This is a genomic window from Rhizobium sp. NPDC092011, assembly GCF_044756305.1.
GTDB lineage: Bacteria > Pseudomonadota > Alphaproteobacteria > Rhizobiales > Rhizobiaceae > Rhizobium.
On sequence record NZ_JBIVSO010000001.1, the window covers coordinates 563,591 to 590,097 of the forward strand.

Annotated in this window: 25 protein-coding genes; 14 read left to right on the forward strand and 11 right to left on the reverse strand. The window is 59.4% G+C overall.

Annotation, left to right across the window (positions count from 1 at the left end):
* Positions 1-42: 42 nt before the first annotated feature.
* The 3 genes from ACIQJ2_RS02810 to ACIQJ2_RS02820 are packed head-to-tail and all read right to left on the reverse strand — an operon-like array spanning position 43 to position 3,784.
* Positions 43-2,331, reverse strand: coding sequence for a xanthine dehydrogenase family protein molybdopterin-binding subunit (locus ACIQJ2_RS02810; RefSeq protein WP_400665905.1), 2,289 nt, complete (start codon positions 2,329-2,331; stop codon positions 43-45).
* Entirely contained in the window at positions 2,328-3,311 is a 984-nt protein-coding gene (locus ACIQJ2_RS02815) for an FAD binding domain-containing protein (protein ID WP_400665903.1), read from the reverse strand. Before ACIQJ2_RS02815 ends, ACIQJ2_RS02810 begins: the two co-directional genes overlap by 4 nt.
* Positions 3,311-3,784 carry a (2Fe-2S)-binding protein gene (locus ACIQJ2_RS02820; RefSeq protein ID WP_199145604.1) on the reverse strand — a complete coding sequence of 158 codons (474 nt, stop codon included), beginning with the start codon at positions 3,782-3,784 and terminating at the stop codon, positions 3,311-3,313. Before ACIQJ2_RS02820 ends, ACIQJ2_RS02815 begins: the two co-directional genes overlap by 1 nt.
* 468 nt (positions 3,785-4,252) lie before the next feature.
* Here ACIQJ2_RS02820 and ACIQJ2_RS02825 point away from each other — a divergent pair, with 468 nt between their 5' ends.
* Positions 4,253-4,921, forward strand: a complete 669-nt coding sequence (locus ACIQJ2_RS02825) for a Type 1 glutamine amidotransferase-like domain-containing protein (protein ID WP_400665900.1) — start codon at positions 4,253-4,255, stop codon at positions 4,919-4,921.
* Positions 4,922-5,009: 88 nt separating this feature from the next.
* On the opposite strand, the gene ACIQJ2_RS02830 is transcribed toward ACIQJ2_RS02825, so the two are convergent.
* The gene (locus ACIQJ2_RS02830) at positions 5,010-5,213 is read right to left on the reverse strand and encodes a hypothetical protein (RefSeq protein WP_246761785.1); all 204 of its coding nucleotides are present in this window, start codon (positions 5,211-5,213) and stop codon (positions 5,010-5,012) included.
* 342 nt (positions 5,214-5,555) lie between these two features.
* On the opposite strand from ACIQJ2_RS02830, the gene ACIQJ2_RS02835 reads away from it, so the two are divergent.
* Positions 5,556-6,275 (forward strand): CDP-diacylglycerol diphosphatase, encoded by a 720-nt coding sequence (locus ACIQJ2_RS02835; protein WP_400665898.1) that lies wholly within the window; start codon positions 5,556-5,558, stop codon positions 6,273-6,275.
* Positions 6,276-6,383: 108 nt separating this feature from the next.
* On the forward strand, positions 6,384-7,784 hold the full coding sequence (locus ACIQJ2_RS02840; protein WP_400665896.1) for a M20/M25/M40 family metallo-hydrolase: 1,401 nt from the start codon (positions 6,384-6,386) through the stop codon (positions 7,782-7,784).
* 60 nt (positions 7,785-7,844) lie between these two features.
* Here the strand turns inward: ACIQJ2_RS02840 and ACIQJ2_RS02845 are convergent, their stop codons facing one another.
* Entirely contained in the window at positions 7,845-8,624 is a 780-nt protein-coding gene (locus tag ACIQJ2_RS02845; protein ID WP_199145596.1) for a hypothetical protein, read from the reverse strand.
* A 25-nt stretch (positions 8,625-8,649) separates the two neighbouring features.
* Entirely contained in the window at positions 8,650-8,862 is a 213-nt protein-coding gene (locus tag ACIQJ2_RS02850; RefSeq protein WP_400666814.1) for a hypothetical protein, read from the reverse strand.
* Between the two features lie 304 nt (positions 8,863-9,166).
* On the opposite strand from ACIQJ2_RS02850, the gene ACIQJ2_RS02855 reads away from it, so the two are divergent.
* The 3 genes from ACIQJ2_RS02855 to ACIQJ2_RS02865 all read left to right on the forward strand — a co-directional run bounded on the left by ACIQJ2_RS02855 (position 9,167) and on the right by ACIQJ2_RS02865 (position 12,110).
* On the forward strand, positions 9,167-9,844 hold the full coding sequence (locus ACIQJ2_RS02855) for a response regulator transcription factor (protein WP_199145592.1): 678 nt from the start codon (positions 9,167-9,169) through the stop codon (positions 9,842-9,844).
* Positions 9,831-11,192, forward strand: coding sequence for an ATP-binding protein (locus ACIQJ2_RS02860; RefSeq protein ID WP_400665893.1), 1,362 nt, complete (start codon positions 9,831-9,833; stop codon positions 11,190-11,192). Before ACIQJ2_RS02855 ends, ACIQJ2_RS02860 begins: the two co-directional genes overlap by 14 nt.
* A 267-nt stretch (positions 11,193-11,459) precedes the next feature.
* Positions 11,460-12,110: a hypothetical protein gene (locus tag ACIQJ2_RS02865; RefSeq protein WP_400665891.1), complete on the forward strand. Its 651-nt coding sequence runs from the start codon at positions 11,460-11,462 to the stop codon at positions 12,108-12,110.
* Between the two features lie 47 nt (positions 12,111-12,157).
* Here the strand turns inward: ACIQJ2_RS02865 and ACIQJ2_RS02870 are convergent, their stop codons facing one another.
* From ACIQJ2_RS02870 to ACIQJ2_RS02880, 3 genes are all read right to left on the reverse strand, one after another.
* Positions 12,158-13,345, reverse strand: a complete 1,188-nt coding sequence (locus ACIQJ2_RS02870) for an arabinose transporter (RefSeq protein WP_400665889.1) — start codon at positions 13,343-13,345, stop codon at positions 12,158-12,160.
* Between the two features lie 242 nt (positions 13,346-13,587).
* The gene (locus ACIQJ2_RS02875) at positions 13,588-14,217 is read right to left on the reverse strand and encodes a ParB-like protein (RefSeq protein WP_400665887.1); all 630 of its coding nucleotides are present in this window, start codon (positions 14,215-14,217) and stop codon (positions 13,588-13,590) included.
* Positions 14,218-14,746: 529 nt separating this feature from the next.
* Complete coding sequence (locus ACIQJ2_RS02880) at positions 14,747-15,514, reverse strand: phosphatase PAP2 family protein (RefSeq protein WP_400665885.1); 768 nt, start codon at positions 15,512-15,514, stop codon at positions 14,747-14,749.
* 306 nt (positions 15,515-15,820) lie between these two features.
* Here ACIQJ2_RS02880 and ACIQJ2_RS02885 point away from each other — a divergent pair, with 306 nt between their 5' ends.
* Both ACIQJ2_RS02885 and ACIQJ2_RS02890 read left to right on the forward strand, forming a co-directional pair.
* On the forward strand, positions 15,821-16,513 hold the full coding sequence (locus ACIQJ2_RS02885) for a response regulator (protein WP_199150269.1): 693 nt from the start codon (positions 15,821-15,823) through the stop codon (positions 16,511-16,513).
* Positions 16,510-17,682 carry an ATP-binding protein gene (locus tag ACIQJ2_RS02890; RefSeq protein WP_400665883.1) on the forward strand — a complete coding sequence of 391 codons (1,173 nt, stop codon included), beginning with the start codon at positions 16,510-16,512 and terminating at the stop codon, positions 17,680-17,682. The genes ACIQJ2_RS02885 and ACIQJ2_RS02890 overlap by 4 nt, the downstream gene beginning before the upstream one ends.
* Positions 17,683-17,772: 90 nt before the next feature.
* Here ACIQJ2_RS02890 and ACIQJ2_RS02895 read toward each other — a convergent pair whose 3' ends face one another.
* Positions 17,773-18,723: a DUF535 family protein gene (locus ACIQJ2_RS02895; protein ID WP_400665881.1), complete on the reverse strand. Its 951-nt coding sequence runs from the start codon at positions 18,721-18,723 to the stop codon at positions 17,773-17,775.
* A 274-nt stretch (positions 18,724-18,997) separates the two neighbouring features.
* The gene (locus tag ACIQJ2_RS02900) at positions 18,998-20,656 is read right to left on the reverse strand and encodes a hypothetical protein (protein WP_400665879.1); all 1,659 of its coding nucleotides are present in this window, start codon (positions 20,654-20,656) and stop codon (positions 18,998-19,000) included.
* Positions 20,657-20,977: 321 nt separating this feature from the next.
* Between ACIQJ2_RS02900 and ACIQJ2_RS02905 the strand changes: the two genes are divergently transcribed.
* The 6 genes from ACIQJ2_RS02905 (at position 20,978) to ACIQJ2_RS02930 (ending at position 26,483) form a co-directional block, all read left to right on the forward strand.
* On the forward strand, positions 20,978-21,961 hold the full coding sequence (locus ACIQJ2_RS02905; protein ID WP_400666812.1) for a helix-turn-helix domain-containing protein: 984 nt from the start codon (positions 20,978-20,980) through the stop codon (positions 21,959-21,961).
* A 224-nt stretch (positions 21,962-22,185) separates the two neighbouring features.
* Complete coding sequence (locus ACIQJ2_RS02910) at positions 22,186-23,268, forward strand: HD domain-containing phosphohydrolase (RefSeq protein ID WP_400665877.1); 1,083 nt, start codon at positions 22,186-22,188, stop codon at positions 23,266-23,268.
* Entirely contained in the window at positions 23,265-23,591 is a 327-nt protein-coding gene (locus tag ACIQJ2_RS02915; protein ID WP_400665875.1) for an STAS domain-containing protein, read from the forward strand. The genes ACIQJ2_RS02910 and ACIQJ2_RS02915 overlap by 4 nt, the downstream gene beginning before the upstream one ends.
* Entirely contained in the window at positions 23,588-23,956 is a 369-nt protein-coding gene (locus tag ACIQJ2_RS02920; protein WP_400665873.1) for a response regulator, read from the forward strand. The genes ACIQJ2_RS02915 and ACIQJ2_RS02920 overlap by 4 nt, the downstream gene beginning before the upstream one ends.
* Entirely contained in the window at positions 23,953-25,974 is a 2,022-nt protein-coding gene (locus ACIQJ2_RS02925) for a chemotaxis protein CheA (protein WP_400665871.1), read from the forward strand. Before ACIQJ2_RS02920 ends, ACIQJ2_RS02925 begins: the two co-directional genes overlap by 4 nt.
* On the forward strand, positions 25,971-26,483 hold the full coding sequence (locus ACIQJ2_RS02930) for a chemotaxis protein CheW (RefSeq protein ID WP_199150278.1): 513 nt from the start codon (positions 25,971-25,973) through the stop codon (positions 26,481-26,483). The genes ACIQJ2_RS02925 and ACIQJ2_RS02930 overlap by 4 nt, the downstream gene beginning before the upstream one ends.
* The last annotated feature ends 24 nt before the right edge of the window (positions 26,484-26,507 follow it).

Sequence of the window (26,507 nt, forward strand, 5' to 3'; positions counted from 1 at the left end):
TGAGCCGCCTGCTTGCGCAGTGCGGCTCAAACCTGTCTGCCGTTAGAGCAGTTTTTCCAGTGTAATCGGCAGGTCGCGGATGCGCTTGCCCGTTGCATGGAACACGGCATTGGCGATGGCTGGCGCCACGCCGACAATACCGACTTCGCCGACGCCCTTGCCCCCGAGCGCCGAGGCATTGTGATCGGGCACGCCGACGGAGATCACCTGGATATCCGGAATGTCCGAATTGGTCGGCACGAGATAGTCGCCAACATTGTTGTTGACGGTTCGTCCGTTGCGCTGATCGATCAAGCCTTCTTCAAGAAGCGCCTGGCCGATGCCCATGATGATGCCGCCTCGCCACTGACTTTCGACCAGTTTGGGATTATAAAGGCGGCCGCAATCAAAGGCGGAGACCATGCGGGAAACCCGAACCGTGCCGAAGTCCTCGTCGACCCGCACCTCGGCGAAATGGGCGCACCAGCTGTGCATGGAGAAATCGCCCATGGTCGGGCCTTGAACCTTAGCCATGGTCGTCCAGGCCTGAAGCTGCTCCTGGGCATTTGCGCCATCCGGCAAAGTGTTGCGCCGAACTTCGATCTCTTCGCGTTTCAGGACCGACATCAGTTCCGCCAATGTCAGCGACGGTGCTTCGCCGCGAGGTGCCGCGATGCGCCCCTCGGCAAAGTTCAGCGTATTCGCACCCGTATCACGGAACGGCGAATTGGCATCGCTGAGCGCAAGGCCGATAAGCTCATCGCGCGCCGCGACCGCAGCCTTATGAACAGCCCCCATGATCGACCCGGCGAGCATCGAGCCGCCGGCAATTGCCGAGCCGGGCAGGCGTGAATCGCCGAGATGAACTTCGACCTGATCCACCGGAATGCCGAAGACTTCCGCCGCACTTTGAGCCAGGATCGTATAGGTTCCCTGTCCCATGTCGATTGCGCCGCTGACGACCTCAACTCTGCCATTGGAGAGGATGCGGATCATCGCCTCACTTGGCGCCCGGATGACCGGAAACGTGCCGCACCCGATTCCCCATCCGATCAGCGTCTTGCCGTCGCGCATCGAGCGCGGGGCGTGACTGCGCCGCGACCAACCGAAGGCTTTGCTCCCTTCGACGAGCGCCTCTCGCAACCGCCTCGTCGACCACGGCTTGCCCGACTGGTAGTCGTGATCGGCATCGTTCTTCAGACGAAGTTCCAGCGGATCCATGCCGAGCTTATAGGCCAGCTCCTCGATCGCGCATTCAATGCCGTAAGCGCTCGGATTCTTGCCCGGCCCACGCAGGGCACCGGGCGTGACGCTGTTAACAGGCACGATGCGATGCTGCGACGAGAAATTTTCCACCTTGTAGAGAATGGATGTGGCAGCTCCCGTCTGCTCCGGCCAATCGGCATAGATCGATGTTTCGCTGGCGCCGCGATGCACAATCGCTTGCAAGATACCGTCTTCCGTTGCGCCAAGCGCGATCTTCTGTCTGGTTCCTGCGCGACCGCCATAGCTGGTAAAATTTTGCGGCCGTGTGACCGCAAGCTTCACCGGCCTGCCGAGCTTTCTTGCGGCCGCAATGGCAACGGCACCATAGGCGAGCGGCTGTCCCTTCGATCCGAAGCCGCCGCCGATGAAGGGCGAGATGATCCGGACATTCTCATAGGGCATGTCGAACCATTCGGAATACATGCGCGCCATGCCGTGCGACCATTGGCTTGGCTCCCAGATCGTCAGCTGGTCGCCGTCCCACTTCGCCGTCAAACCATGGGGTTCCATCGCCACGTGATATTCGCGCGGCGTGGAATATTCGGCCTCGATGCGGACCGGTGAGGCGGCCAGTGCACCCTCGGCATCGCCCCAGGCAGAAGACAAGGCATCTACGAGCTTGCCCTCGCCGGCATTCGGATCGTTCAGATCGGCGACATACTCACCCTCTTCGTGGGCAACACGTACCAGCCTTGCGGCTTCCGTCGCCTGCTCTCGACTTTCTGCCACAACGGCGGCGATCGTCTGGCCGTTGAACTGCACGTCGCGCGGCAGCGGATAATAAGGGCCATCGACCGGCTTGTTGCCGCCCCAATCAGCCGAAAGCTTGAGGCCGAGATCGTCATCCGGAGTCAAGGCCAGCAACACGCCCGGCATGGCGAGCGCTGCCGAGACGTCGACTTCCAGAACACGGCCGGCCGGGATCGTGCTCTGCACAAGGACGGCATAGGCGAGGTTTTCGACAGGGTATTCCAAGGCGTAGGTCGCCGTTCCCGTCACCTTCATATTGCCTTCAAAGCGCGACTGACGGCCACCGACCGTACCGTCGGAAGCATCGCCATGTTTGCGTGGTTCCATCATGGTCATGCCAGGCCTCCCATCTGCAAAATGGCGCGCGCGGCGACGCGCGGCGCAAGTTCGATCTTATAGCTGTTGCCGCCATGTTCGACGGCACCCTCCATGGCCAACCGGCTGGCCTTCTCCACCGTTTCCGCAGCGAGGGTCTTACCAATAAGCATCTGCTCAACAGCCCGCGCGCGCCAGGGCTTGGTGGCGACGCCACCGAGCGCGACGCGAATATCGCGGATCGTTCGTCCATCGGCTTCGAGTTCCAGACCGACCGCGGCACTCGCAGCCGCGAATTCGTAAGACTGCCGATCTCGGACCTTGATGTAGGTCGAGTTGCGGGCGGCGACGGACGCAGGAATGGTGATAGCGGTGATGATCTCGCCGCGCTGGAGGATCGTTTCCTTATTCGGCGTGTCACCGGGCAGGAGGAAAAAATCGCCGGTGGCAATCTTGCGGCTGCCCGTCTCGACCACTGCGTCGAATGCGATCAGAGCAACCGCCAGGTCGCCGGGATAGGAGGCGATGCAGGCCTCGCTCGTTCCGAGCACGGCATGATTGCGCGTGACCCCGCCGATCGCCGAGCAGCCGGAACCGGGGCTGCGCTTGTTGCAGGCCGGGAAGGCGCCGGGATCGCGGAAATAGGAACAGCGTGTCCGCTGCAGGAGATTGCCGCCGATCGTCGCCATGTTGCGAAGCTGGGCTGAGGCGGCAAGCGACAGCGATTCCGAAACCGCCGGAAAAGCCACTCGAATGTCCTTGTGATCAGCAACTTCGCTCATCCTGGCAAGCGCACCGATCGTCGCGCCGGCTGCATCGACGGTGATGCCGCTCATGCCGGAAAGGTTGACGATATCGATGACAGTCTCCGGCTCAGTCACCCCGCATTTGGCGAGATCGAGCAAAGTCGTGCCGCCGGCAAGGATCAATGCGCCGGCCTGCTGCGCCACCTGGCTAGCTTCGGTCGGGGAGTTTGCCCGCACATACGAAAAGTTCCGCATCACGCCACCTCCGCAGCCTGGCGCACCGCCGCAACGATGCTGTTGTAGGCCCCGCACCGACAGAGATTGCCGGACATGTATTCACGGATTTCCGCGTCGGAACCAGCATGTCCTTCGCGGATGCAGGCGACCGCCGACATGATCTGGCCCGGCGTGCAGTAGCCGCACTGGAAAGCATCGTGCTCGATGAATGCAGCCTGCACGGGATGCAGGTCACCTGCTTCGCCAGTGATACCCTCGATTGTCGTGATCTTGCGGCCCTCGACCTGAGCGGCAAGCGTCAGACAGGAGAGCACGCGCTTGCCGTCGACATGACAGGTACAGGCGCCGCATTGTCCCTGGTCACAGCCCTTCTTCGTGCCGGTCAGCGAAAGATGCTCGCGGAGCGCATCCAGCAAGGTCACGCGTGGCTCAAGGTCGAGCTCGTGGCGCTGCCCGTTGATATCGAGTGCAATATGAATGGTTCGTGTCATGATAAGCTCCAGCCATCGTCACGAAGATCAACCGTACGAAATCCAGAATACTCTATTCGACGGTCTACCGGTTGCGATATGATATTTTCAGGAAGACGAGGCCGGTGATATCTTGTCCAAGATCGGCGCTCATCAGAATTAAGACTTAAGGGCGCCACGAATAAACGGAGGCGCCTCCGTTTAAGTTAATGCCTGGCTCGGTTTCGTCAAGACCCGTTAGATCCGACGAATTTCTCCGGCTTCAAAAAGTCCTGAAGCACGCTGCAGAAGTGGGAGCATGGCCAGTTGTTGATATTTGCGATCTGGACGCTGGCCTCGTAGGGGATGGTCAGCCTCTGCCAGCTGAGCTCTCGATTTGTGGAAGTCGATGCACCATGATTAACTCACCTCTCGCAAAAGCCCGCAGCGTACGAAAGCCTTTACACCTCGCCGCGGCTTGTCCCGGCTCTCGATGAATAAGGAGGTACGATGAAGCTTCTCCTCACCTCCGGCGGCGTCAGCAACGACAGTATCCGCGCCGCACTTGTCGACATGTTGGGCAAGCCCATCGCCGAGTCCACCGCCCTGTGTATCCCCACGGCGATGTACGGCATGCTGCCCAGGACGGCGGTCATGACATGGCGACAGATTGCCGGGCAGACGTCGACGCCCATGGTCGAGCTGGGATGGAAATCCGTGGGAATGCTCGAGCTGACTGCGCTGCCCAGCATAGACAGTGAGAACTGGGTGCCCTTGGTCCGTGAGACCGATGCCCTCCTGGTGTGCGGCGGCGACGTCCTTTATCTCCACCACTGGATGCGCAAGTCCGGCCTGGCGGATCTGTTCCCGTCGCTCGACAAGACGGTCTATGTGGGATTGAGCGCCGGCAGCATGGTGATGGCCCCGCATGTCGGCGAGGAGTTCGTGGGCTGGAAGCCGCCCTCAGGCGGGGATGGCGCGCTGGGCATGGTCGGCTTCTCGATCTTCCCGCATTTGGACAACGCCATGTCCCCAGAGAACACCATGGCTGATGCCGAGAGATGGGCCGCACGCGTGCCCGTACCGGGATATGCGGTCGATGACGAGACGGCCATCAAGGTCGTGGACGGTGTCGTCGAGGTCGTCTCAGAGGGACACTGGAAGCTTTTCGCGCGCTGAAGCAACCCCATGAACGCAGAAAGCCGGGACAGGCCCGGCTCTCGAATGTGTCGCGAAAATTCGCACAGGAGAAGGCTGCTTAAAGCGATTAGCCGTTCTGATCGCCGCTATTGTCGGCGGCCGGCTGCTCTTCCTTTTCCTTGAGAACGTCCGTCAGCTTGTTGACGCCTTCAAAGCCTGCAACAGCAGCAGCAGCCTTTGTCAGGATACCTGCATTCGGATCGACAGCACCTACGGCGTCTTCCGCGGCAACAGCGCCGGCTACTTCTTCAATCAGCTTTCCGATACCCATCTTAAGCTCCTGATTTTTCGCTCTGCTGCTGAATTGCGGCATTCGAGCGTTGTGAACGCCTCGTCTCCGGCGTCTGAAAGGCTGCAGCTTCCACATGGCGGCAACCCTTGCATCCTGAGGCGAGGCATGGTTCTCCCCGGCTCTTGCCATTTAGGCAACCAAGCTGAAAGCGGCCTTAAGCGAAAATGAAGCGAAGCTGATATTAGCTGCTCGCAGCAGTGATATCGTCATTCGCTCCGGCATCTCGCCGGTCACGCCGTCATAACCGCCTCACAGGCCCGGATTATGTTTCAGGGAATCTTGAGGAATGCCCAAGCCATTTGAACAAGGGAACCTTTGTGCATGACAGTCTCCCGCCGCGTCACCGCCCTTACCGCCTCTTTTCTTCCCCTCCTCTTCGCTCCCGCCTTTGCCGATTCCGATGTGCTGTGGAAGATCGTGCATGACAAATGCGTCGTCCAGACTGCGCCTTGCCTCTCGGTGAACACTGGCGAACACTATGCGATCCTCAAGGATCTCAGAGGCATCGCACAGGTTCTTCTGATCCCCACCGACAAGATCACCGGCATGGAAAGCGCCGCCCTCCTCGACTCCGCGACGCATAATTTCTTCGCCGACGCCTGGGCCGAGCAGGGCAACGTCAATGCCCGCCTGCCGCACGCCGTCCCGCGGGATGGCTTAAGCCTTGCCGTCAACGCGCAGCAGGCCCGCTCGCAAAACCAGCTACACATTCATGTGGATTGTCTGAGCGCGGACGCCCGAGCTACCCTCAAGGCGGATGCCGATCGCGTCGGCACGGACTGGGCACCTCTTCCCGATCCCATCGCCGGGCATCAGTTCACCGCTTTGCGCGTCAAGGGTGAAACACTGGGGGATTTCAATCCATTCCTGGCGCTCGCAAAGACATTGAAGGATCCCGCCAAGGAAATGGGTGACCACAACCTCGTCGTTGTCGGCGCCGATTTCGCCGATGGCCCGGGTTTTATCGTGCTCACGGACGTCGCCCGACCCGGGATGGGCGGCGAAGACGTGCAGGATCATAGCTGCACAATCAGCCATTGATTCCGATTGCGGACGATCGTTCTAAACATTTGAAATGGAGGTCGTTTCCTTGCATGATCCGCTGCCTGCCCATGGCAGGACGCGAAACATAAAGCCGGGAAACGACCGATGCCGAAGCCTGCGACCGAACAGATCAACGCCGTCCTAGCCCATGTCGACAGCACCATCGACCAAAGTCTGGAGCGGCTCTTCGAGCTTATTCGCATTCCCAGCATTTCAACCGATCCTGCCTATGCTGATCATTGCCGCCGAGCCGCGGAATGGCTTTCGGCCGAACTGACAGGCATCGGCTTCGATGCCTCCGTCCGCGAGACCATTGGCCACCCGATGGTCGTCGGCCACGACAAGGCGGCATCTGGAGCACACGTGCTTTTCTACGGCCACTACGACGTACAGCCCGTCGATCCGCTGGATCTTTGGAAGACCGACCCTTTCGAACCGACATTGCAGCCCCTGGAAAACGGCGATACCGCCATTGTTGCCCGCGGCGCCTCTGATGACAAGGGGCAGTTGCTGACCTTTGTGGAAGCCTGCCGAGCCTGGAAGGCGGTGACGGGCAGCCTGCCAATCCAGGTCAGCGTGCTGTTCGAGGGTGAGGAAGAGGCAAGCAGCCCGAGCCTCGCTCCGTTTCTCGACAAGACGGCGACCGAGCTCATGGCAGATACGGTTCTCGTCTGCGATACCGACATGTGGGACCGTGACACGCCCGCGGTCACGACGATGCTGCGCGGCATGGTCGGTCAGGAAATCGAAATAACCTGTGCCAGTCGCGACCTGCATTCCGGCATGTTCGGCAATGCTGCCCGCAATCCGCTACAGGTTCTTTCAGACATCGTGTCCAGCCTGCGGACACCCGACGGCGGCGTGGCCATCGCCGGCTTCTATAATGGCATGCGGGAGCTGCCGGAAGCAGTTCGCAAGCAATGGCAGGCCCTGCCCTTCGATGAGGAGGGTTTCCTCCGCGACGTCGGCCTCAGCATCCCCGCCGGTGAAAAGGATCGCTCGATCCTCGAGCAGATCTGGGCGCGCCCGACCTGCGAAATCAATGGAATGAACGGAGGCTATGCCGGCACGGGCTTCAAGACCGTCATTCCGGCCAAGGCGAGCGCCAAGATTTCCTTCCGTCTGGTGGAAGGCCAGGACCCGATTGTAATCCGCGACGCATTCCAGGCCCATGTTCGCGCCCGCATCCCGGCCGACTGCTCGGTCACCTTCAAGGATCATGGCCTCTCGCCGGCAACGACAATGCCGCTCGACAGTCCATTCCTGCGCAAGACATTGGAGGCCTTGAGCACGGAATGGCAGTGCGAGGCCGCGCTGGCGGGAACGGGCGGATCGATCCCGATCATCGGCGAGTTCAAGCGCCGCCTTGGCTGCGATGCGCTATTGGTCGGCTTTGCCCGTTTCGACAACTGTGTCCACAGCCCGAACGAAAAATACGATCTGTCGAGTTTTCACAAGGGAATTCGGTCCTGGGTGCGCATCCTAGCAGAATTCGGCGATATCTGACGCCGGCATCTGCCGCAGCGCTGTGAGACCGGGCATAGGCCCGGTCTCACGGAAAATCGCCTAGCTTTCGATCGATGTTTCCGGCTCATAGTTGACTGTCATGTAGATGACGATCGCCGCGATTGCGATGAGGAACAGGCAGCTTGTGTAGATGGTACCGAAACCGAGCCCACCATACTCCGCAGGCTGCGAGAGAAAGTCGCCAAAGGAGGCGCCGAGCGGCCTCGTGAAGATATAAGCCACCCAGAATGCCAGAATGGCATTCATCCTGAAGCCGAAGTAAGCGATCGCCACAGCAACGATCACCGCGGCAAAGATGAGGCCGGTCGTTATGTAACCGAACCCGAACTGCTCCGCGATCAGATCGCCAACGGCGGTCCCGAGCGCGAAAGTGAAGAGAATGGCCAGCCAATAGAACTGCTCGCGCCTGGCTGTGTAGATCGAGTGAATGGACAAAGTCCCTTCCATCCTCCACCAGACGAAGAAGGTTAGCGCCAGCGCAATACTGAAGCCGACCGCGGAGGCGGCCAAGGGAACGCCAAGATTGTCCGAGAGGTTATCGGTCAGCAGCGTCCCGACAACACTGATCATCACGACCGCGATCCAGTAGGCCCAGGGGACGTAGCGCTCTTGCAAGAGCTGGACGGCAAGCACGCCGACCAGCACCACAGCCATGATGAGGGAGGTCAGCGTAAGGCCAAGCCCCATATTGACGGCAAGATAATCCGCCGCTGTTTCCCCCATCGTCACCGCCAACAGCTTGATCAGCCAAAAGTCGATCGTGACGCGCGGAACCCGGTTCAAGCGCGGTTCCGGACTCGCTAGAAAATGCTGGGTCATGTTGCTTCTGCCTCGCTGACCTGGATCACTTCTTCATCAGCTTCATCGCGTCGTCCAGAAAGCCATCCGCTCGCCGGTCGTCGTCAGCATTGCAACGCTCCACGGCCTTTGCCTCCAGTGCATCGACTTTCGTCTTGTCGTCCGCACTGAGCTTGGCGGTCAATTTCGCCGCGCGCATTTCCTTGAGTGCGTCTTCACACGGGCGGGGCGCTGCAGCGTGAGCGGCGACAGGCAGCATGGCAAGTCCGATGAGGACGGCAAGACTGGCACCTTGAGCGGATTTAAATATATTCATGAGGATGACTCCTGTTCGAGACGCGTAGCCTCAGGTTGATCCGCAGACCGCATTGACTGCGTTGCAGATGTCATCCTTCTAAAGAGCTGCCCATACATGGCCTTTGCCGGGACCATACTGTTTCGTAAGAAACGAGGCCGTGGGGCTGGCGCGTTTCTTACGGATCCGTAAGCACCCGTTCAGGCTGCTGACACCTTCCGAAGCCATACTCGCGCGCGTATCGCGGCCAACGGAGCGCAGCCGAAACATGAAAATACTTGTCGTCGAGGACGATCGGAAGACCGCCGACTACATCTGCCGCGGTCTTAGCGAGGCGGGGCACGTCTGCGATGTGATCCGCGACGGTACGGACGCGCTGTTCCAGGCAACACGCGAGCGCTACGATCTCCTGATTGTCGATCGCATGATACCGGGGCTGGACGGCCTCTCGCTGGTAAAGGCCGCCAGAGCCGCCAAGGTCGAAACACCAGCTATATTCCTGACATCCATGAGCGGTGTCGAAGATCGGGTCGAAGGGCTCGAAGCCGGTGGCGACGACTACCTGACCAAGCCCTTTGCCTTTTCCGAATTGCTCGCACGGCTGAATGCGCTGGCCCGACGGCCGCCGGTACAGGATCGGAAGACGGTGCTGCGGATCGCGGACCTCGAGCTCGATATCGTCAAGCGGCAAGTCAGCCGGCGCGGCACAGCGATCGATCTTCAACCCCGGGAATTTACGCTTCTGGAGGTGTTGATGCGAGCCGAGGGGCGGGTGCTGACGCGAACAATGCTGCTTGAACGGGTCTGGGACTTCCATTTCGATCCCAAGACCAGCGTGGTGGAAACGCATATCAGCCGCCTGCGAACGAAGATCGACAAACCGTTTGACACCCAGCTCGTCCATACGGTCCGAAACACGGGATACTGCATGCATGCACCGCGCTAGGTTGCTGCGCAGCACGCCTTTCAGGCTCGCTTTATCCTTCGGGCTTTTCTTCATTGTCGCCCTTCTGGTGGCGGGTACGATTGCGTACGGCCTGATGGAGCGCGAGCTTGCCCGGGCCATTGATCGGTCCGTTAGCGATACCTATTCCGTCGTCGCCTCAACCTATTCGTCCAATGATCTGGAAGACCTCATCGCCGCGGTCGACACATATTCCGCGCTCAAAAGTGCCGGGGATCAGGCCTTCCTGCTACTGAACGAGCAGGGGAAAAGGCTCGCAGGCAACATCAGAACATTGCAAGTCAAACCGGGGCTTTCGACCTTGGCGGCAAGCGATCTTGGATTGAGCGGCAACGACCCCATAAGGGTCATGGTGGGCAATGTCGGCGGCAACCTCCTCGTCGTTGGTCAAAGCTACCGGGAGACCGACGCGATCGAACATATCGTTCTCGCAAGCTTTCTGTGGGCCTCCGGCCTTATCGTGGCGGTGGCAATTGTTGGAGGCACGCTTCTTGCCAGACGGGCGACAAGGCGGCTCGAATCCATCGAGCGCACCATGATCGAGGTCTCGGGCGGCAATCTTGCTTGCCGGATTCCTGTCCGCGGTAATGGCGACGATATCGACGTCGTTGCCACCCACATGAACCAGGCGCTTGGCCGGCTCTCGGGCCTTGTGGAGAGCATGCGCCAAGTGAGTGCAGATATCGCACACGACCTGAAAACGCCGCTCAATCGGTTGAGAATGACGATCGAACAGGCGTTGCAGCCGCAGGGACAGACGACCGAAACCGTCGAGAGCCTGCTTCTGGAGGCCCGCGAGGAGTGCGACAGGATCGACGCGACATTCGGCGCGCTGCTGCGCATTTCGCAAATCGAAGCCGGCGCCGGCAAGGGCCGCTTCAAGCTTCTGGACCTACGTGACATCATGGCGTCGGTCGCGGAAATCTACGAGCATGTTGCCGAGGACAATGCACAGATACTGGAACTGAGGCTGCACGCATCAGCGCCTGCCACCATCCATGGCGACCGCGAGCTTTTGACCCAGCTTTTCGTCAACCTGATCGAGAATGCGATCACCCATTGCCCGGCAGGGACCAAGATGGTGATGATGCTCACAGCGACGGAGCAATCCTATCTTGCCTGCATCTCCGACAATGGCCCGGGAATCCCGGAAGAAGAACGCGAACTGGTATTCAGGCGCCTCTACCGCCTTGACAAGAGCAGGACCACACCCGGCAACGGCTTGGGCCTGAGCCTGGTCAAGGCAATCGCGGATCTGCACTCAGCCGCCATCACCTTGGAAGACGGCAGGCCGGGGCTCCAGGTCTGCCTGTCTTTTCCAAAAAGCTGAAATCGGCAGTTCTCACCGGCAATTTGCGCGCAACTGCAAAGACAAACAGATTTCCCTTGAGAGACAGACACATGTCGTCTGAGGAGAAAAGCTGCGTCGTTGAATATCAACGGCTTAGCGGGTCACGGGCCTCTTCCACAGGATTCAAACCATTCGGCACAGAAATACAACGCAGGGTCTAAGAAACTAGCCTCGTGCAAGCCAGAGAAGCTATTAGCCAATGCCAGACGCACACTGGTAGCCATCAGCACGCGCTAGGAGATCGGCATGGTAAATAATATCAATTCGTTGCGGCTTCTGAATACACAGCTTGCCTTGCGGACGCTGCGCGTTGGAAACGCGACCGATGAAGACACGTCGCGAACATCGAGAGCCTCGAGCCTGTTAACCGGCGGCTCGATCAGCTCGTCTCACGCAAATAACAAGCTCAGCGTCCTTCTCGAAGGGCTTTCGCGCAACAACGGCACGACGAAGACCAGCGTGCAACCGGCCGCACCTAAAGTCGTCAACGACGTTACATCGACCGACTTCATGAAGGCGCTGACGGCAAAGCTGAAGGCTTCCGTCAACGATCCCGTGAACGGCAAGCAGTCCCAAGCGATGCTGGCCGCCATCAAGAACGGAACGCTGTCCGTATCCGACCCGACCAAGGGCGTCGCGATCCATGCCTGGAATCCCGACGACAAGAACAGCAAGGCTGCCAAACCCACGAAGATCGAACAGGGCAACTGGAACGACTTCCTGAAGGACCATCTGAAGCGTGGCGACGGTGGCAGCGGCCTGACTAGGACGAGCGACGGAAGCTACATCGACAAGCCAACCGGGCAATACGCTTTCTTCGGCAATCTCAACGGCAAGTACTACTACGTCAGCTGGCCCGCCGAAGTCACGGCGAGCGGAAAGCCGGCATCCGCTTGAACGAAGCCAAATGATCCCCGACAAGACGGCGGGGATCATGTTTTCTATCAGCTGAATGCAGTCGCCCGCGTTCGAAGAAGCGAGAGGGCGATCAACAGGCCGACAGCCGCCGAAACCATGCCTATCAGGAACACGCTGCCGTAGCCGGCCCGGTCGGCAAGCAGTCCGGCGAGCGGCCCCGTCAACCCATAGGCAAGATCCTGAAATGCCGAAAAGCCGCCCAGCACCGTGCCGCGCAGATGCGGCTCGACGAGACGCACCACTTCTCGACCCATTGCAGGAAAGATCATCGAGCACCCAAGACCGGTCAAAAACGCGCCAACAAGGGCGACGCCCGGATCGCTCGCATTCCATATCAGGAACTGCCCCACGGTTTCGATGGCGAGCGATCCGGTGGCGACGGGAAGACCTCCGATGCGATCGGGAAGATGGCCGAAGACCAGGCGCACCAGCACGAAGCCGCCGCCAAAGGCCGTCAGGCCCAAACCGGCATAGTTCCAGCCTCGATCGAGAAAGTAGAGCGTGAAGAAGGCGCCGATTGCGGCAAATCCTATGCCCTGAAGGCACACGATGAATCCGTGCTGCCACACTCTGCCAACAACGCTCCAGAACGGCGGGTGGTCAACGTTTAAATGAGCGGCGACCCCGGGGAGCCGCCAGATCGCCAAGAGACCGAAGCACGGCAGAATTGCGCCGATTGCCATGACGCCGGCAAAGCCAAATCGGTCGAGCAAAGCCAGCCCGACAGGGCCGCCAACGGCTAGGGCGCCGTAGATCGCTGCACCGACCAAGGCCAGGACCTTACCGGAGCGTGCCGGCCCCACCAGCCCGATGCCCCAGGCAATGACCCCGACGGCAACCAGACTTTCACCGATTCCGATCAGCAAGCGCCCGCCAATGAGCAGCGCGTAGGAGGTCAAAGGCGCTTGAGCCGACAGGCCGGCGCCTAGAGAGGCGAGCGCGCCTGCGACGTAAAAGGCGAGCCCTCGCACGACCGCGACCTTGGGGCCACGATGATCCGATAGACCGCCAGCATAGCTGCGCGTCAAAATCGTCGCAAGAAAAGCGATGCCGACGCCGAGCCCGGCCCCGGCGTTACCCAGCCCGAGCTGGCTCGTTACGTAGATCGGCACGACAGGAAGCGACATGCCGACGCAAAGATAGGAAATGAAGAGAATGGCGCTCAGCAGCAGAAGACGGCCGCGCGCCGGGTCACTTGTCGATTTGAAAGCCATGATGATCTCCAGGCTTTCCTCGATCGGCGGAGGCACAAAAAAACGCACTCCGACCGATGAGGATCGTTGAGTGCGTTGCTTGACGTCAAACGCTTACGGCCAGATGAACTGGCTGAGTTTCCATTAGGCGCTTGGAGAATGGCTGTCAACACGGCTGCACCCACCGTCGCCCCGCTCTCGCGAAAAGGTGGAAAGCGCCATATCACCGCCGCAGCGGTGGATCAGGGGCTGAACAGCCGAAATTATTCCGCGACTGGCCCGCACCAACCTGGCAGGTAATCCGCATCCCGGCCCTTGGCGAACTCGAGCGCTTTCGCCAAAGCGGCACTGAAGTCCTTGTCCAGATCCTTACGCTTCACGCGGCGACGCAGGAAGTCCGCCCAGAGGAATTCGCTAAATGGAGTCGTATCCTTGGCGTAACCGCCGACATGACGCAATTCGCCCGCCAGCGAACGATAGGGATCATCGATCAAGTCCTCGATACTTTTGGGAATGTCCTCATAGCCACGTCGCTTTCCCTCCGCATCGAAGGGATGCATCCAATCGTGACAATCCATGACGAACCAGAAGGATTCGCGATCAAGCCGGGAGAGGTCCGCGACGGTCGTCACCAGCACATCCTTCACGCCCTCCTGGTGAAGCGCCAGGGACAGATGATGATGGTCGATGACATAGTAACGCCCGCGTGGGCCGCGTATGGCCGGGATCATGTGATTTCCGAGGAACTCGCCGGCCTTGTCGCCCGCGGCTTCGGCTTTCTCCCGCCACGCCTTTCGCTTTGCCTTGACCTCGCGCATCCCCACCGTGATCTGGGTAGGTCTTAATTCTTCGATAGGGACGGGTTTCAGGATCGGTTCACGCACGGTAACCATTTGAAGACGCTCCGCATAGGAAATGTCGCGGCAGACTAACACAGTGGTCGAAGCCGGCAAGCTCGCGCGCGAGCATTATTTTAGATCTGATGTATGTAGCCGCCCGCGCAACAATTGCCGCCTGCTTACGTGACGGTCGTGCGGACAAGCTTGAACTGCGAACGCCGGTAAAAAACCGACATCTCCCGCTCGAAATTTTCCATTGCGAGCGCAATCCAGGGCTCATGGCGGCCCTTGCTTGCGCGCGCTCGACACCGGCCATCCATATCGGCAAAACCACGTAGAGCCCAATCCACCAGCCTCATCCCGTCACTCTCACCCGAATCCCCTTGCCTCACCCCCTCCACATCCGCTGTGCGAGCGCATCCCGGGCGGCCAATGGGAGATAGGTAACTCCCAATCAAAGAAAAGGTGAAGAAACGTTGTGTTAAGATCTGTAACAGGTATTCGATCGGGGTTCCCGTCTCCGGAAGAGCAATGGACCTGACCGTCTCCTTCCGACAGAAGACGCTGCAGCGACAAACTGCACCTACCGGGACGCCAGACGCGCGAAGAAGCGGTCGATCACCCTCGTATTTATGTCGACCCAGCGCCAGATCCACGCCATGACGAACACCGTGAGAAGCCAGCCGAGCATCACGTCCGACAGGAAATGAGCGCCGAATATCACCCGATTGAACGCAACAAACATAAGGCATGGCGTTACAATCACCGCAGCCCCCCACCGGTATTTCATGGGCACGAACACCAGCAGTGAGAGCACGGCGGCAGCGACCGCCGCCTCGCCCGACGGGAAAGAGCAATTGCGGCTGCATGCTACGGAAAACTGCCAAACCGGAGTAAAATCCGCATTGCCGCCAAACTCTACGAGGTCACGCGGACGGACCCGGCCGATTACCACCTTCAAGAACTGCACCACTGCAAATGGCCCTGCCGCAAAGCTTAGAAGCATGAACAGCGGCTTATGCGGCGCACAAAATCGCAACCGCTTTGGCAGGAAAACATGCAGTATGATGATCAGTGCCATGAGAGCGAGAATGTAGGGCTGGCTTTGGCGGCTGATGTCCCTGATAGCCTTCAGGTAGGGATTATCCGCCAACCAGAACCAATGTCCCTGGACGAAGAGGCGTGCGACGGCAAGATCGAGCCTGGGAAAGACCACGAAGATGAAGCTGGTCCAGACAATCAGCATGCCAAGGACGGCCAGACCGCCGTCCGTGTTGAAGTTTGTCTCGGGCTGGCGCAGACGCGCTCCGCCTGAAACGGAACTCCAAGGTTGCAATGCAAATTTCCACATGCCGTATCTCCCGAAACTGGATGACCGCAAGGTGAAACCCGATTGTCAAGAAATGGCGAAGATTGGATGAAGGCCGTGTTCAGAATCGGCCTTTGTACGGTCGAGAGGCCGTTTGGAATTTGCAGAAGTCGGTTTTGTCCGCGATAGTGCCGCTGCAGCGCCGCGCGCCACATGTGACGCGCGAAGGTCGCTGTAGTACTTTAAATCCGCTGCGTAATTTTATCCTCAAATCGATTCCAATTTCAGGAACTATGCGGTAGGCGGCGGCAGAGCCAAAGGCAAACCAGGAAGGCGCAGGGCACTAGGGTGGACAATAGTCTCGTTCTCATCGTGGAGGATGAACCGGCAATCGCACAGATACTGGAAGGTTACTTGACGCGGGACGGCTTTCGCACCGTTCGCGCCGCCGATGGCGAAACCGCGCTCCAGCATCACGCACTTCTGAAACCGGACATCGTGCTTCTGGACGTGCGTCTGCCGAAGCTGGACGGGTTCGGCGTTCTCGGCCGTCTGCGTCAGGTCGGCTCGACGCCGATCATTATGGTAACCGCAGTAGCCGACGACATAGACCGGCTAAGCGGCCTGCGGCTGGGCGCCGACGACTATGTCGTCAAACCCTTCAACCCGCAGGAAGTTGTCGCCCGCGTCCGCGCCGTGCTGCGTCGAACGCAGGGGGATCGGGCGGAAACCATCCGCCGCTTCGGCGACCTGGAAGTCGATTTCGGCAGCTACACCGTCTTTGTCAACAGGAGCGGCAACCGCATTCCGCTGACCTTGACCCTCAGCGAGTTTCGAATTCTGGCCTACATGATCCGGCATCCGACGCAGGCCTTCGCGCGCGCGGACATTCTCGACGCCTGCCTGCCGGAGAGCGATGCGCTGGTGCGCACCGTCGATACCCACATCTCCAATCTGCGACGCAAGCTGGAAGAGATGGGTCAGGAAGGCTATTTCCCTGCGGTGCGCGGCATCGGTTATCGCTTTTCGGATCCAAGATGAAGAAAATAAGCCTCCCCTGCCTACCGCTTGCCACGCTTACCGCCATCGTTACGACCATCATGCTCCTTCTCAGCGTCGGCCTGACCTATATAGGGGTCAGTTGGTATGCGTCTTATCTGGAAGAAAGCATCACCCAGGCGCTGCCGCCGAAGGCCTCCGCCGCCTACACGATGCTGGCCGAAGGCAAGGTCCCGGATGGCGAATCCCTCACGCTGCTTTTCGAACGCCTCAATGCGCTGACGGGACCGACGGATCTGAAGGTTCAGCTTTCTGTCCTGGTCTGTGGCTTGCTCTCGGCGCTGGTCTGCGCCCTTATCGGCATCTATTTGGCACGACGGCTCGCCAGTCCTCTTGGAGCATTGACCTCGGCGGCCGAAGGCCTGAAATCGGGCGATTTCTCCGTCCGGGTCAGCGAACCCTATCGAAGCACGCGCGAAGTTGCGAGCCTTGTTACGACCTTCAACGCGCTGGCGACCAGCCTTGAAACCATGGAGAAGAGGCTGCGCTTCAACAACATGGCCGTGGCGCACGAGTTGCGCACGCCGCTGACGATCCTGCAGGGTTCGTTGCAAAGCATGCTGGACGGGGTCTTTCCGATGGACCGGAAGATCATATCCGACCTTCTTCTCCAGGTCGAAGGCCTCGGACGGATCGTTGAGGATTTGCGCACGCTCTCGTTGGCCATCGGCCAGAAGCTCGTCATGGAACGCCAGCAGATCGACGCCTCCGATGTCGTCGGAGCCGTGCTCGCCTCGGCCAAGCCGATGCTGGATGCAAGCAAGCTGCAGATCGAAACCGACCTGCGGCCCTCCCGCATTTCGGCGGATTCGCCCAGGATTCGCCAAGCCGTGCTGGCGCTGCTGGAAAACGCCTGTCGCTATGCGGCGGATGGCGGATGGCTGCGATGCGAAACCGAGCAATTGTCGAGCGAGAGCATCGTGATCCGCATTCTCGATCGTGGTCCAGGTTTTCCGGAAGATATGGATTCGATTGCAGCCAACCCCTTCTGGCGCGGCGAAGTCTCCCGTTCGCGAGCGACCGGCGGCACCGGGCTGGGGCTCTCCGTCGTGCAGGCCATCGCAGTTGCCCATGGTGGGCGTCTGGAATTCGCAAACCGGCCGGATGGCGGCGCGATGGTCGCAATCCACTTGACGGAGAGCAACGCCTGAGCAGGCGATGTCCGATCTTTCGCCGGAGCCATCGGGCGCACTGACCGAGCGGACAAAGTGAAGAGCCGCCTCCCGGCGGCCCATTGTTCGTCAGTGAAAGAGTTCACCGAGATTGAAGAACCACAGCTTACTGCGGCTGCGTTTGTCTGCTCCGTAGAGCCTCGAATGAGGCACCAGGAAACCGAAGATCTCTTCCGGTTCACCGGAGCGTTCCGCCCAGAAGGCGTCGATATTCGACAGCATCATCGATTTGCGGCTGCTGCGGCGATAGTGGATTGGATGCTTGGCCTGCGAAATTGCCAGGAATTGCTGTGCGCCGCCCTCGACCGTCAGGCCCTGCAGCACGATCAGGATCGCCTCCTTCGGGCGCAGACCGGAAAGGTCGCGGGTCACTTCAACCATGCGCTGCTTCGCATTGCGCGGCCCCTGCATGCTGCCGACAACGAATGTATAGCGGCCTTCCGCTCCATGACGGACAAACATGAATCGCGACGTACAGAGAACAGCCTTGTCGCGCACGCGGACGAGCTTGATGGCGAAGGCGCCTTCGTGGCGCCCCCCGGCGCGATCGGCAAGCGCAATGTGGCATGTATATGCTTCGCTGCGGCCCTGAACGCTACCCATTTCGAGCCATTCGCCGCGCCACAGGCTTATCATGCTCTCGCGTGACAAGATCCGTTCCGCAATTGAAAAATGCTCGATAAGCAGTGAAAGTCGCTTGGAACTGCTCAAACCGTAGACAAGAAACTTCGACAACGGCTTCTGCAGCAATTCGTCATGCGGCGGTGGAAATTCTCTCGTCGCCGTAAAGGTCGAAAGAAAACGCCACCAACGCGTTGTCAGCAAGGGATTGGCGGCGAAGCGGAACCAAAAGAGAAGTGTGCGCTTCCAGCGCGCCCGCAGGCCGAAGGTCAGGATCCTCGACAACAGAACAAATCGGGGCGGCCGAGCTTCGCTCGACATCGGCGGCATGGTGCCGCGAAGGGAAAGGCTGGATAGGGCGCCTTCCGGCGCGGTAATGATCGATGTCTTTTGATTCATGCCCAATGCCCGACGGATTTGTTGCGCCGCACATCTGCACCGGGATTGTCAAGGGAGCGTCAAGGCAACGTCAGCCTTTCATGGGGGTCAAGGGGCGCACAAAACCGCAGAAAGCGAGGGAAGACATAGCCTTAGCCTCGCCCCTCGCCTCCTTGAAGGCCGCCGTCAGCCTGGAGCTGGTTCCGCTTATGCTTGAATAGCGGAAGGACGCTATCTTTTTGTTTTCTTACGCATTCTGGACGGGGATCCGATGCGCGATTTGCCTGGAAGTGCTCTAGAAAAGGGCGTCCGCGAACAAGTCCTCGTCGTCGGATGAAGCAGGCCCGCTTTCAATCGCGGTGCTTTCCACGCCGAAGACCTTGGCATGGATCTCGCGCTCGGCAGCCATGGTGTAGATCTTGAAAATGCGCTCGGAAATGACAGCCAGAGGCGTTTCCAGTCCGCCTCTGTCCATGATCGTGCGGCGTGCAAAACTGACCTCCTGCGTGCAGGATGCCAACGTTTCACCAATCCCGGCGCGGAAATCCAGGCTACCGACGATCTCGGCGACCTGAGAGGTCATATCCTCACCACAGCGACGAAGCTCCTTCACGTTCATGTCCATGGAGGCGCCAGCCTCGGTGATGTGAAGCAGCGCCGCATCGATATGCGCGCCGAGACCCGAGGCATTGTCCGGCTCGTTGGTCTGGCGCCAGTCCTTCAACCCGGCCGATTGCATTTCAAGTTTGCCGAGACCCGTCAGAATCTTCTCCGCATCCTCGTCCAGCAGAGATGCGAAGGAACGCAGCTCGCCAGCAACGACATTGATTGCGCGCCCTTCTTCTCCAAGCTTGCCGCAACGCAGATTGGTGTTGAGGGCCATATATTGAATGTCACGACGCACGAGCTGGATGGTCTGGATGCTCGTGGTCAACTCCTTGACCATTTCCGAGGTCCTCTCGCTCAGTCGGTTCGCTCCGGCTGCTGCGACATCGATACGATCGACGACGCCTCGAGCAGCAGAAAGATCGCCGCGCAACGAGTTGATCGGGCTTTTTCCGTCCTCGCCGCTCTGCGCCATCATCGTCTGATAGAGGTCGAGCAAGGTTCTGATATCGCCACTGAAGCTGCGGATATTATCGACAATCTTCACGGTCTCGCGGTTGAACCCGCCGGTCGTCTCGTTCAACAGTTCGAAGATGAGGGTCGTCACCAATCCGGAAAGACGCTGACGGTCCGCCGCCGAAAGATTGAGCGCTTCACTGCCGAGATAGGCTTCGAGGATCGAATGCGCTGCCTGGCAATGCTCGACCCGCTGACGTGTGATATCGCCGATCTGCATGGCGGAAAGCGTGTGGGCTACCTTGTTCTGAATTTTCCGCGCAAGGCCGGAGACGGTGTCGGCCAGATCCGACAAGTTACGGCGCTGCACCTGGATTTCGTCAGCATTCGAGACCAGGCGCTGGGCGATGGATGGGATGCCGGCAAGGTATTGACCGAGCGAGCTGTCCTCGCTCGCGGCGGCAGATTCGATCTGCTCCTCAAGCGAATGAATCTGCACCGACAGCGCCCTGACTTCCTTGGCGGCGAATTCTATGCGCTCAACGATCTCGCTGGCGAAGCTGGAGAAATCCGGGATCCTTGCGCCTGCGATCTTTGCCGTCGCAGCGAAGGTGCGCAGATAGCGCAGGGTCTCTTCCATCGACAGGACATGTTCTGCAAGCGGCCGACCGGTCTGGCCGATGGCTGCAACACATTCCTGACGGCGTGCTTCGGCAGGCGGCAGCTTGTGCAGCAACTCGACGGTCTGAAGCAGACGACCGGTCGCTTCGGCGGCGTTTTCCTCCTTCAGCGAATTGCCGATGTGCTCGAGCAAGCCGATCAGCTTGGCGAGCGCCTCCGTGACCGTGATCAGAACCGCACCACCATCGAGGAAGCGCTGTTCGATCTGCAATCGCGCGCCTTCCAGTCGATCGACAAAGCTATCCGCAGAAGTTGCAACTGTTCGGACCGCTGCTGCATACGCCATACTATTTTGGACCCCACCTAAGACCGTCCCCGGAAAACTAAGGCGAACTAAAAAATACGGAGTTAACGCGAAAGATGAAACTCGCCGTTGTTCTGCCGAAACCTCATCGATCAGCCGTTGCGTAAAGCTCTGGGCAAGACCGGCCCCCTATATGTGTGGCCGGACGCGCATCAGCGCCCTTTTGCAGACCAACGGTTCTACTTGCGATTTAGATCGCCGTGACCCCGCTGAAGCTGATTGAACAAGATGAATATAGCCGTCGACAAGTATGCATGGTCGTCCTGTGAGCCTACGGAACTGCAGGAAAAACTGAATGCTGCCGACATATCCGTCATCTTCGACAGGAAGCCGGAAAATCCGAATTTTCATATCGACGTCACGGTGGCGACGATCCGGGAAATGGCGGCATGGAAGATCTTTTCGGAAACCGGATACGAGATCCAATATCTGTTTCGCCCATCCGACCGCATAGAACTGCACTTCGTCGAGAGCGGTACATTCCATATTGAATCGGAGGGCCAACAATTCACCGCGACAGCGGGAACGGGTTTCGTGCTGCTGCCGTCAGGCCCGACATGCCTCAAAGCGTCAAGCGGCGCTCGCAAGATCGCGCTTGCCATACCGCGCATTCTTTGCCTGCCGCTCATCCATCTCGGAAACGACGATCCCGAAGCGTTCTTCCGGCGCTTCGACCCGACAGCCGAAATGACGGAAAACGGTGTGCGTACCGTTCATCGCATGGCGGCGTTGCTGCTCGAATCGGGCGACCATCCCTTTGCCGATTCCCCTCTTGGCGCATCGCTTTTCCAGGAAGCCCTTATTACCGCATTCGTGCAATCATGGCCGACTTCGGGACAGAAAATGGCGATCCAAACGGCGCGGCCCCGCAATCTGAAGCGGGCGCTGGACTGGATCCAGGCGCATCTCGCAGAAGAATTCACGGTATCGGATATCGCCAGGAATGCGGGGCAAAGCGTGCGTAGTCTGCAGCTATCCTTTCGGCAGAATGTGGGAATGAACCCGTTGAACTATGTTCAGCGCCTGCGGCTCCAGCAGATCCATCAGGACCTGCTTCACGGCGATGCCGACGAGAATATCTCCGAGATTGCTGCACGCTGGGGTTTCAGCCACATGGGATATTTTGCGACGCGTTATCGTGCCATCTATGGCGTGCCGCCATCGGCGACGCGGGCTGGCCGCGGCCAGATGAGCGCTATCGAGAGTATTTAATATCAGAAAAACGCAATTCTATCACTATATCGCAATTAATTTCAGAATAGACCACAAGTTGAGAGTGGATTTAATATCCCGTTAGCCATTTAACGATTTCGTTACTCCAGCCAAGACTCACAATCATTGTGACGCGGCCCTTTCGTTTGAAAGGCTTCCAAACATCCAAACCGACAATCGTGAGTGGAGCCGCACATTTGCCGCGGACCCTCCGCGGGGTAATTATGCGCGTCTTCGTCATAGATGACAGTCCTTCCGTGGTAGCCACGCTTCGGCGAGCGGTCGAAGCCATCAGCGGCAGCAAGGTCATGTCATTCCTGCATCCGGTCGAGGCTCTCGATCGGTTGGAAGACCATGCGCCGGATCTCATTCTTGTAGACTACATGATGCCCGACATGACCGGCATCGAAGTCATTTCCCATGTGCGTAAGAACGCGCTTACAGCTCATATTCCCGCCATCATGATCACCTCCCGCAAGGAGGCCGATATCAAACTGGCGGCGATGGAAGCAGGCGCCACCGAATTCCTGAACAAGCCGATCGACGAGGCCGAGTTGACGATCCGCGTCCGCAACATCCTTCGCATCGGCGAGGAGCGGCTGGCTCTCGCGGAGAGGGCGGCGACGCTGCAGCGCGATTTCGATGCCGCGATGCAACGGATCGACCAGCACGAACAAGAGATCATATGGCGCCTTTCCAAGGCAATCGCCTGCCGCCATGGCGAAACTGCCGATCATCTGGATCGAGTTGCGATCATCGCGCGCATGATTGCAGAGGAAGTCGGCCTGAACGAAAGCAGCTGCCGCACGATCTTTCTCGCCAGCGCTCTACACGATGTCGGCAAGATCGGCCTTCCGGACGCGATCCTGTCAAAGCCAGGCCCGCTGACCACCGACGAGCGCCGGCACATGCAACGGCACACCGATTTCGGCGGCGAAATATTGAGCGACAGTTCCAGCGAACTGATCCAGGTCGCGCGCAAGATCGCCGAAAGCCACCACGAGAAATGGGACGGCAGCGGCTACCCCAAAGGCATGGCCGGAGCGTCGATCCCGATCGAAGCGCGCGTCGTTGCCATTGCCGACGTGTTTGACGCGCTATGCTCGAAGCGATCCTACAAGGCCGCCTGGCCGATCGCCGATGCCTTTCGCGAGATCGTCAACAGCAGTGGAACGCATTTCGATCCCGCCTGCGTGGCGGCCTTCTGCCGGCGCTGGGTCGATATCAAAAGCCTTTTTGAACGCGAGCACGACGAGGGCTCCGTGACGATGATCCCCACCCTTCAGCTATCTCGAGGTTCGGCATGAGCGGACAAGCGGAAATCCTGCGCCTTCATGGCCCTTTGACGATCAAGACCATCGCCAATGTGCGAGACATTATTCAGGTCTACCTCCAGGAGGCGGCTGCACTTCGGCGCTCCCTGGTCATCGATATCGACGACAATGAGGATATCGACCTGACCCTCCCCCAGTTGCTCCTGTCCGCACGGCAAACGGCCGACCAGATAGGCGTGACCATTGCATTGAACAAACCCGCGGACGGCAATTTTCTGACCGTCCTGCAGCGAGCAGGTCTCCTCGGCGGAGATCAGCAAGAAGATAGCTTCTGGCTAGAAGGAAAAGCAGCATGAGCGCAAATATTCTCACCGTCGACGATTCCGCCAGCATTCGGCTGACCACGCGCATTGCCCTTACCAACGCCGGATATGCGGTCACCGAGGCCGTCGACGGTGCCGATGGCCTCAACAAGATGAAAACAGGCAGTTTCGACCTGATCGTCACCGATCTCAACATGCCGAACATGGACGGGCTGGCGATGATCCGCGGCCTGCGCCAATTGCCGGCCTATATGGGGACGCCGGTCATCTTCCTGACCACGGAATCGGACGGCGATCTCAAGCAGCAGGCGAAGGCCGCGGGCGCCACCGGATGGCTGACGAAGCCCTTCGACCCTGAAAACCTCATCAAGATCGTGCGCAAGGTTTTGGGCAGATGAACGAACTCGATCCGATAGCCGTTTTCAGGACGGAGGCCGCCGAGCAGCTCGAACTGATCGAGGCCGGCCTCCTCGATCTGATGCGCGATCTGAGCGACAGAGCTCAGATCGATGCGGTCTTCAGAGGGCTCCATACCCTCAAGGGATCGGGCTCGATGTTCGGCTTCGATCAGCTGGCCGCCTTCACCCACCATTGCGAAACCGCTTTCGACCGGGTTCGCAAGGGCGAAGCTCCCGCCACGAAAGAGCTGGTCGGCGCCGTTCTCGACGCGCAGGGACATATGCAGGCACTATTGGAAAATCCGAACGGCGACTATGAAGCCATGAGTTCGGTTCTCCTGGAAAAGCTGCGCCTCGCGGTCGGCGCAAACGGTATGCAAAGCGCAACGACGCCACCCGCGGCTTCCCAGCCGGCCGTCGTGACTTCCAGTGCCGGCAATGCGAAGAACTGGTATCTGAAATTCAGCCTGCCGACCAATTCCATGGCCAATGGCACCAATCCGCTCGGTCTTCTCGACGAACTGCGTGACCTCGGCGAATGCCGTATCGAAGCCGGTACGGATGCCGTTCCGCTGCTTCAGGATTTCGATCCACGCGACCTTCACATCGGCTGGACAGTCCATCTGACGACAGAAAAGTCCCGATCCGACATTGAGGATGTTTTCATCTTCGTCATGGACGACATGACGATGGAGCTTCGCGAAATTCAGGCTGATCGACAACAAGCCTCAGCTCCCGTTGTTGCAATCCCGCCGGCGCCAGTTGCAGAAGCTCCGTCAAAGGCGCCGGCCCAGCCGACAGACGCGGCTAAGGCACAGCCCGCGGATGCCAAATCGCAGAAGCAGGCAGACAATGTCCGCATTCCGGCCCTCCGTCTCGACGAGATGATGGATCGGGTCGGAGAATTGGTGATCGCCCAGTCGCGGTTGAGCCAGATGGCAAACTCAGCCGCCGATCTTGGTCTGCGCTCGGTCTCGGAGGAAATCGAGCGGCTCGCCGGCGAGTTGCGGGACACGATGATGGTCCTGCGCATGATGCCGGTCGCCAGTCTCTTCAGCCGTTTCCGCCGGCTGGTTCATGACCTGGCCCGCGAGACGGGCAAGGATATCGAACTGATCACCGAGGGTGAAAGCACCGAAGTCGACAAGACCGTCATCGACCGGCTCGCCGATCCGCTCGTCCATCTCGTGCGCAATTCCATCGATCATGGTCTGGAAAGCCCTGAAGACCGCGTCGCCACCGGCAAACCCGCGGTCGGACGCGTTATCCTTTCCGCACACCAGACCGGCAGCGAAGTCATCATCTCCATCAAGGACGACGGGCGCGGCATCGACAGACAAAAGGTCCGTGCCAAGGCGGAAGCCAATGGCCTTATCCAGCCAAGCGCTCAGCTCGCCGACAAGGAACTGCTGCAGCTCATTTTCCAGCCCGGCTTCTCGACGGCCGAGAAGGTCACCAATCTTTCCGGCCGCGGCGTCGGCATGGATGTGGTGAAGAAGACCATTGAAACGCTGCGCGGCTCGATCGATGTTGCCAGTGAGTTCGGCAATGGTTCCAACATCGCGCTGAGGATCCCGCTGACCCTCGCCATCATCGATGGGTTGCTCGTACGCGTCGGCAATGGCCGCTATGTGATCCCGCTTACCGCCGTCGAGGAATGCCTCGAGCTTTCGGTCGAGCAAGATCTGCGCTCGCGCGGTCGCAGCTTCATCGCGCTGCGCGACGATCTCGTGCCCTTCTTGCGTCTACGCGAACTGTTCCGCACCGGCACTGAGCCGGATCCCTATCAGAAGGTCGTGGTAATCTCGACCGGCAGCCAACGCGTCGGTCTCGTCGTCGACCAGATCATCGGCGACCACCAGACCGTCATCAAGTCGATGTCGAAACTGCACGATCACGTCTCCACCTTCTCGGGGGCCACCATTCTCGGCGACGGCAACGTGGCGCTGATCCTCGACGTCGTGCACCTGATCGCCGCCGGACAACATCAGGAGGCGCAATTGCGTGCTGCAGGATGACGGAAATAGATGTGAAATCCGACTATCGCGTCATTTGGAAGGATGCGGAAGAACTCTCCGTGCTGACATTCAGCCTCAATGGCGAGACCTTCGCCATTGAAGCCGTGATCGTTCAGGAAATCCTGGATCTTCTGCCCGAAACCAACGTTCCCGGCAGCCTGCCCTTTGTCGGCAGCGTCATCAATTTCCGTGGCAAGGTCATTCCGCTTGCCGACATCCGTGTCGCCTTCGGCATGGAGCCGGGCCATGTGACGATCGACAGCCGTATCGTCGTGACCGCTCTGGAACTCGATGGCGAAACGACGCTGATCGGCATTCGAACGGACAAGGTCTATGAGGTCACGCAGTTATTGCGTTCGGCCAGCGAACCGCCGCCGATCGTCGGCATGCGCTGGCGTCCCGACTATGTCCACGCCCTCGTGAAACGCGGCGGCGAATTCATCATCATTCCGAACCTGCAGGCGATCTTTTCGTCGCAACGTGCAGGCGCGGCCAGAGCAACAGCATGAATCTTCAAGGCAAGGGGGCTACAA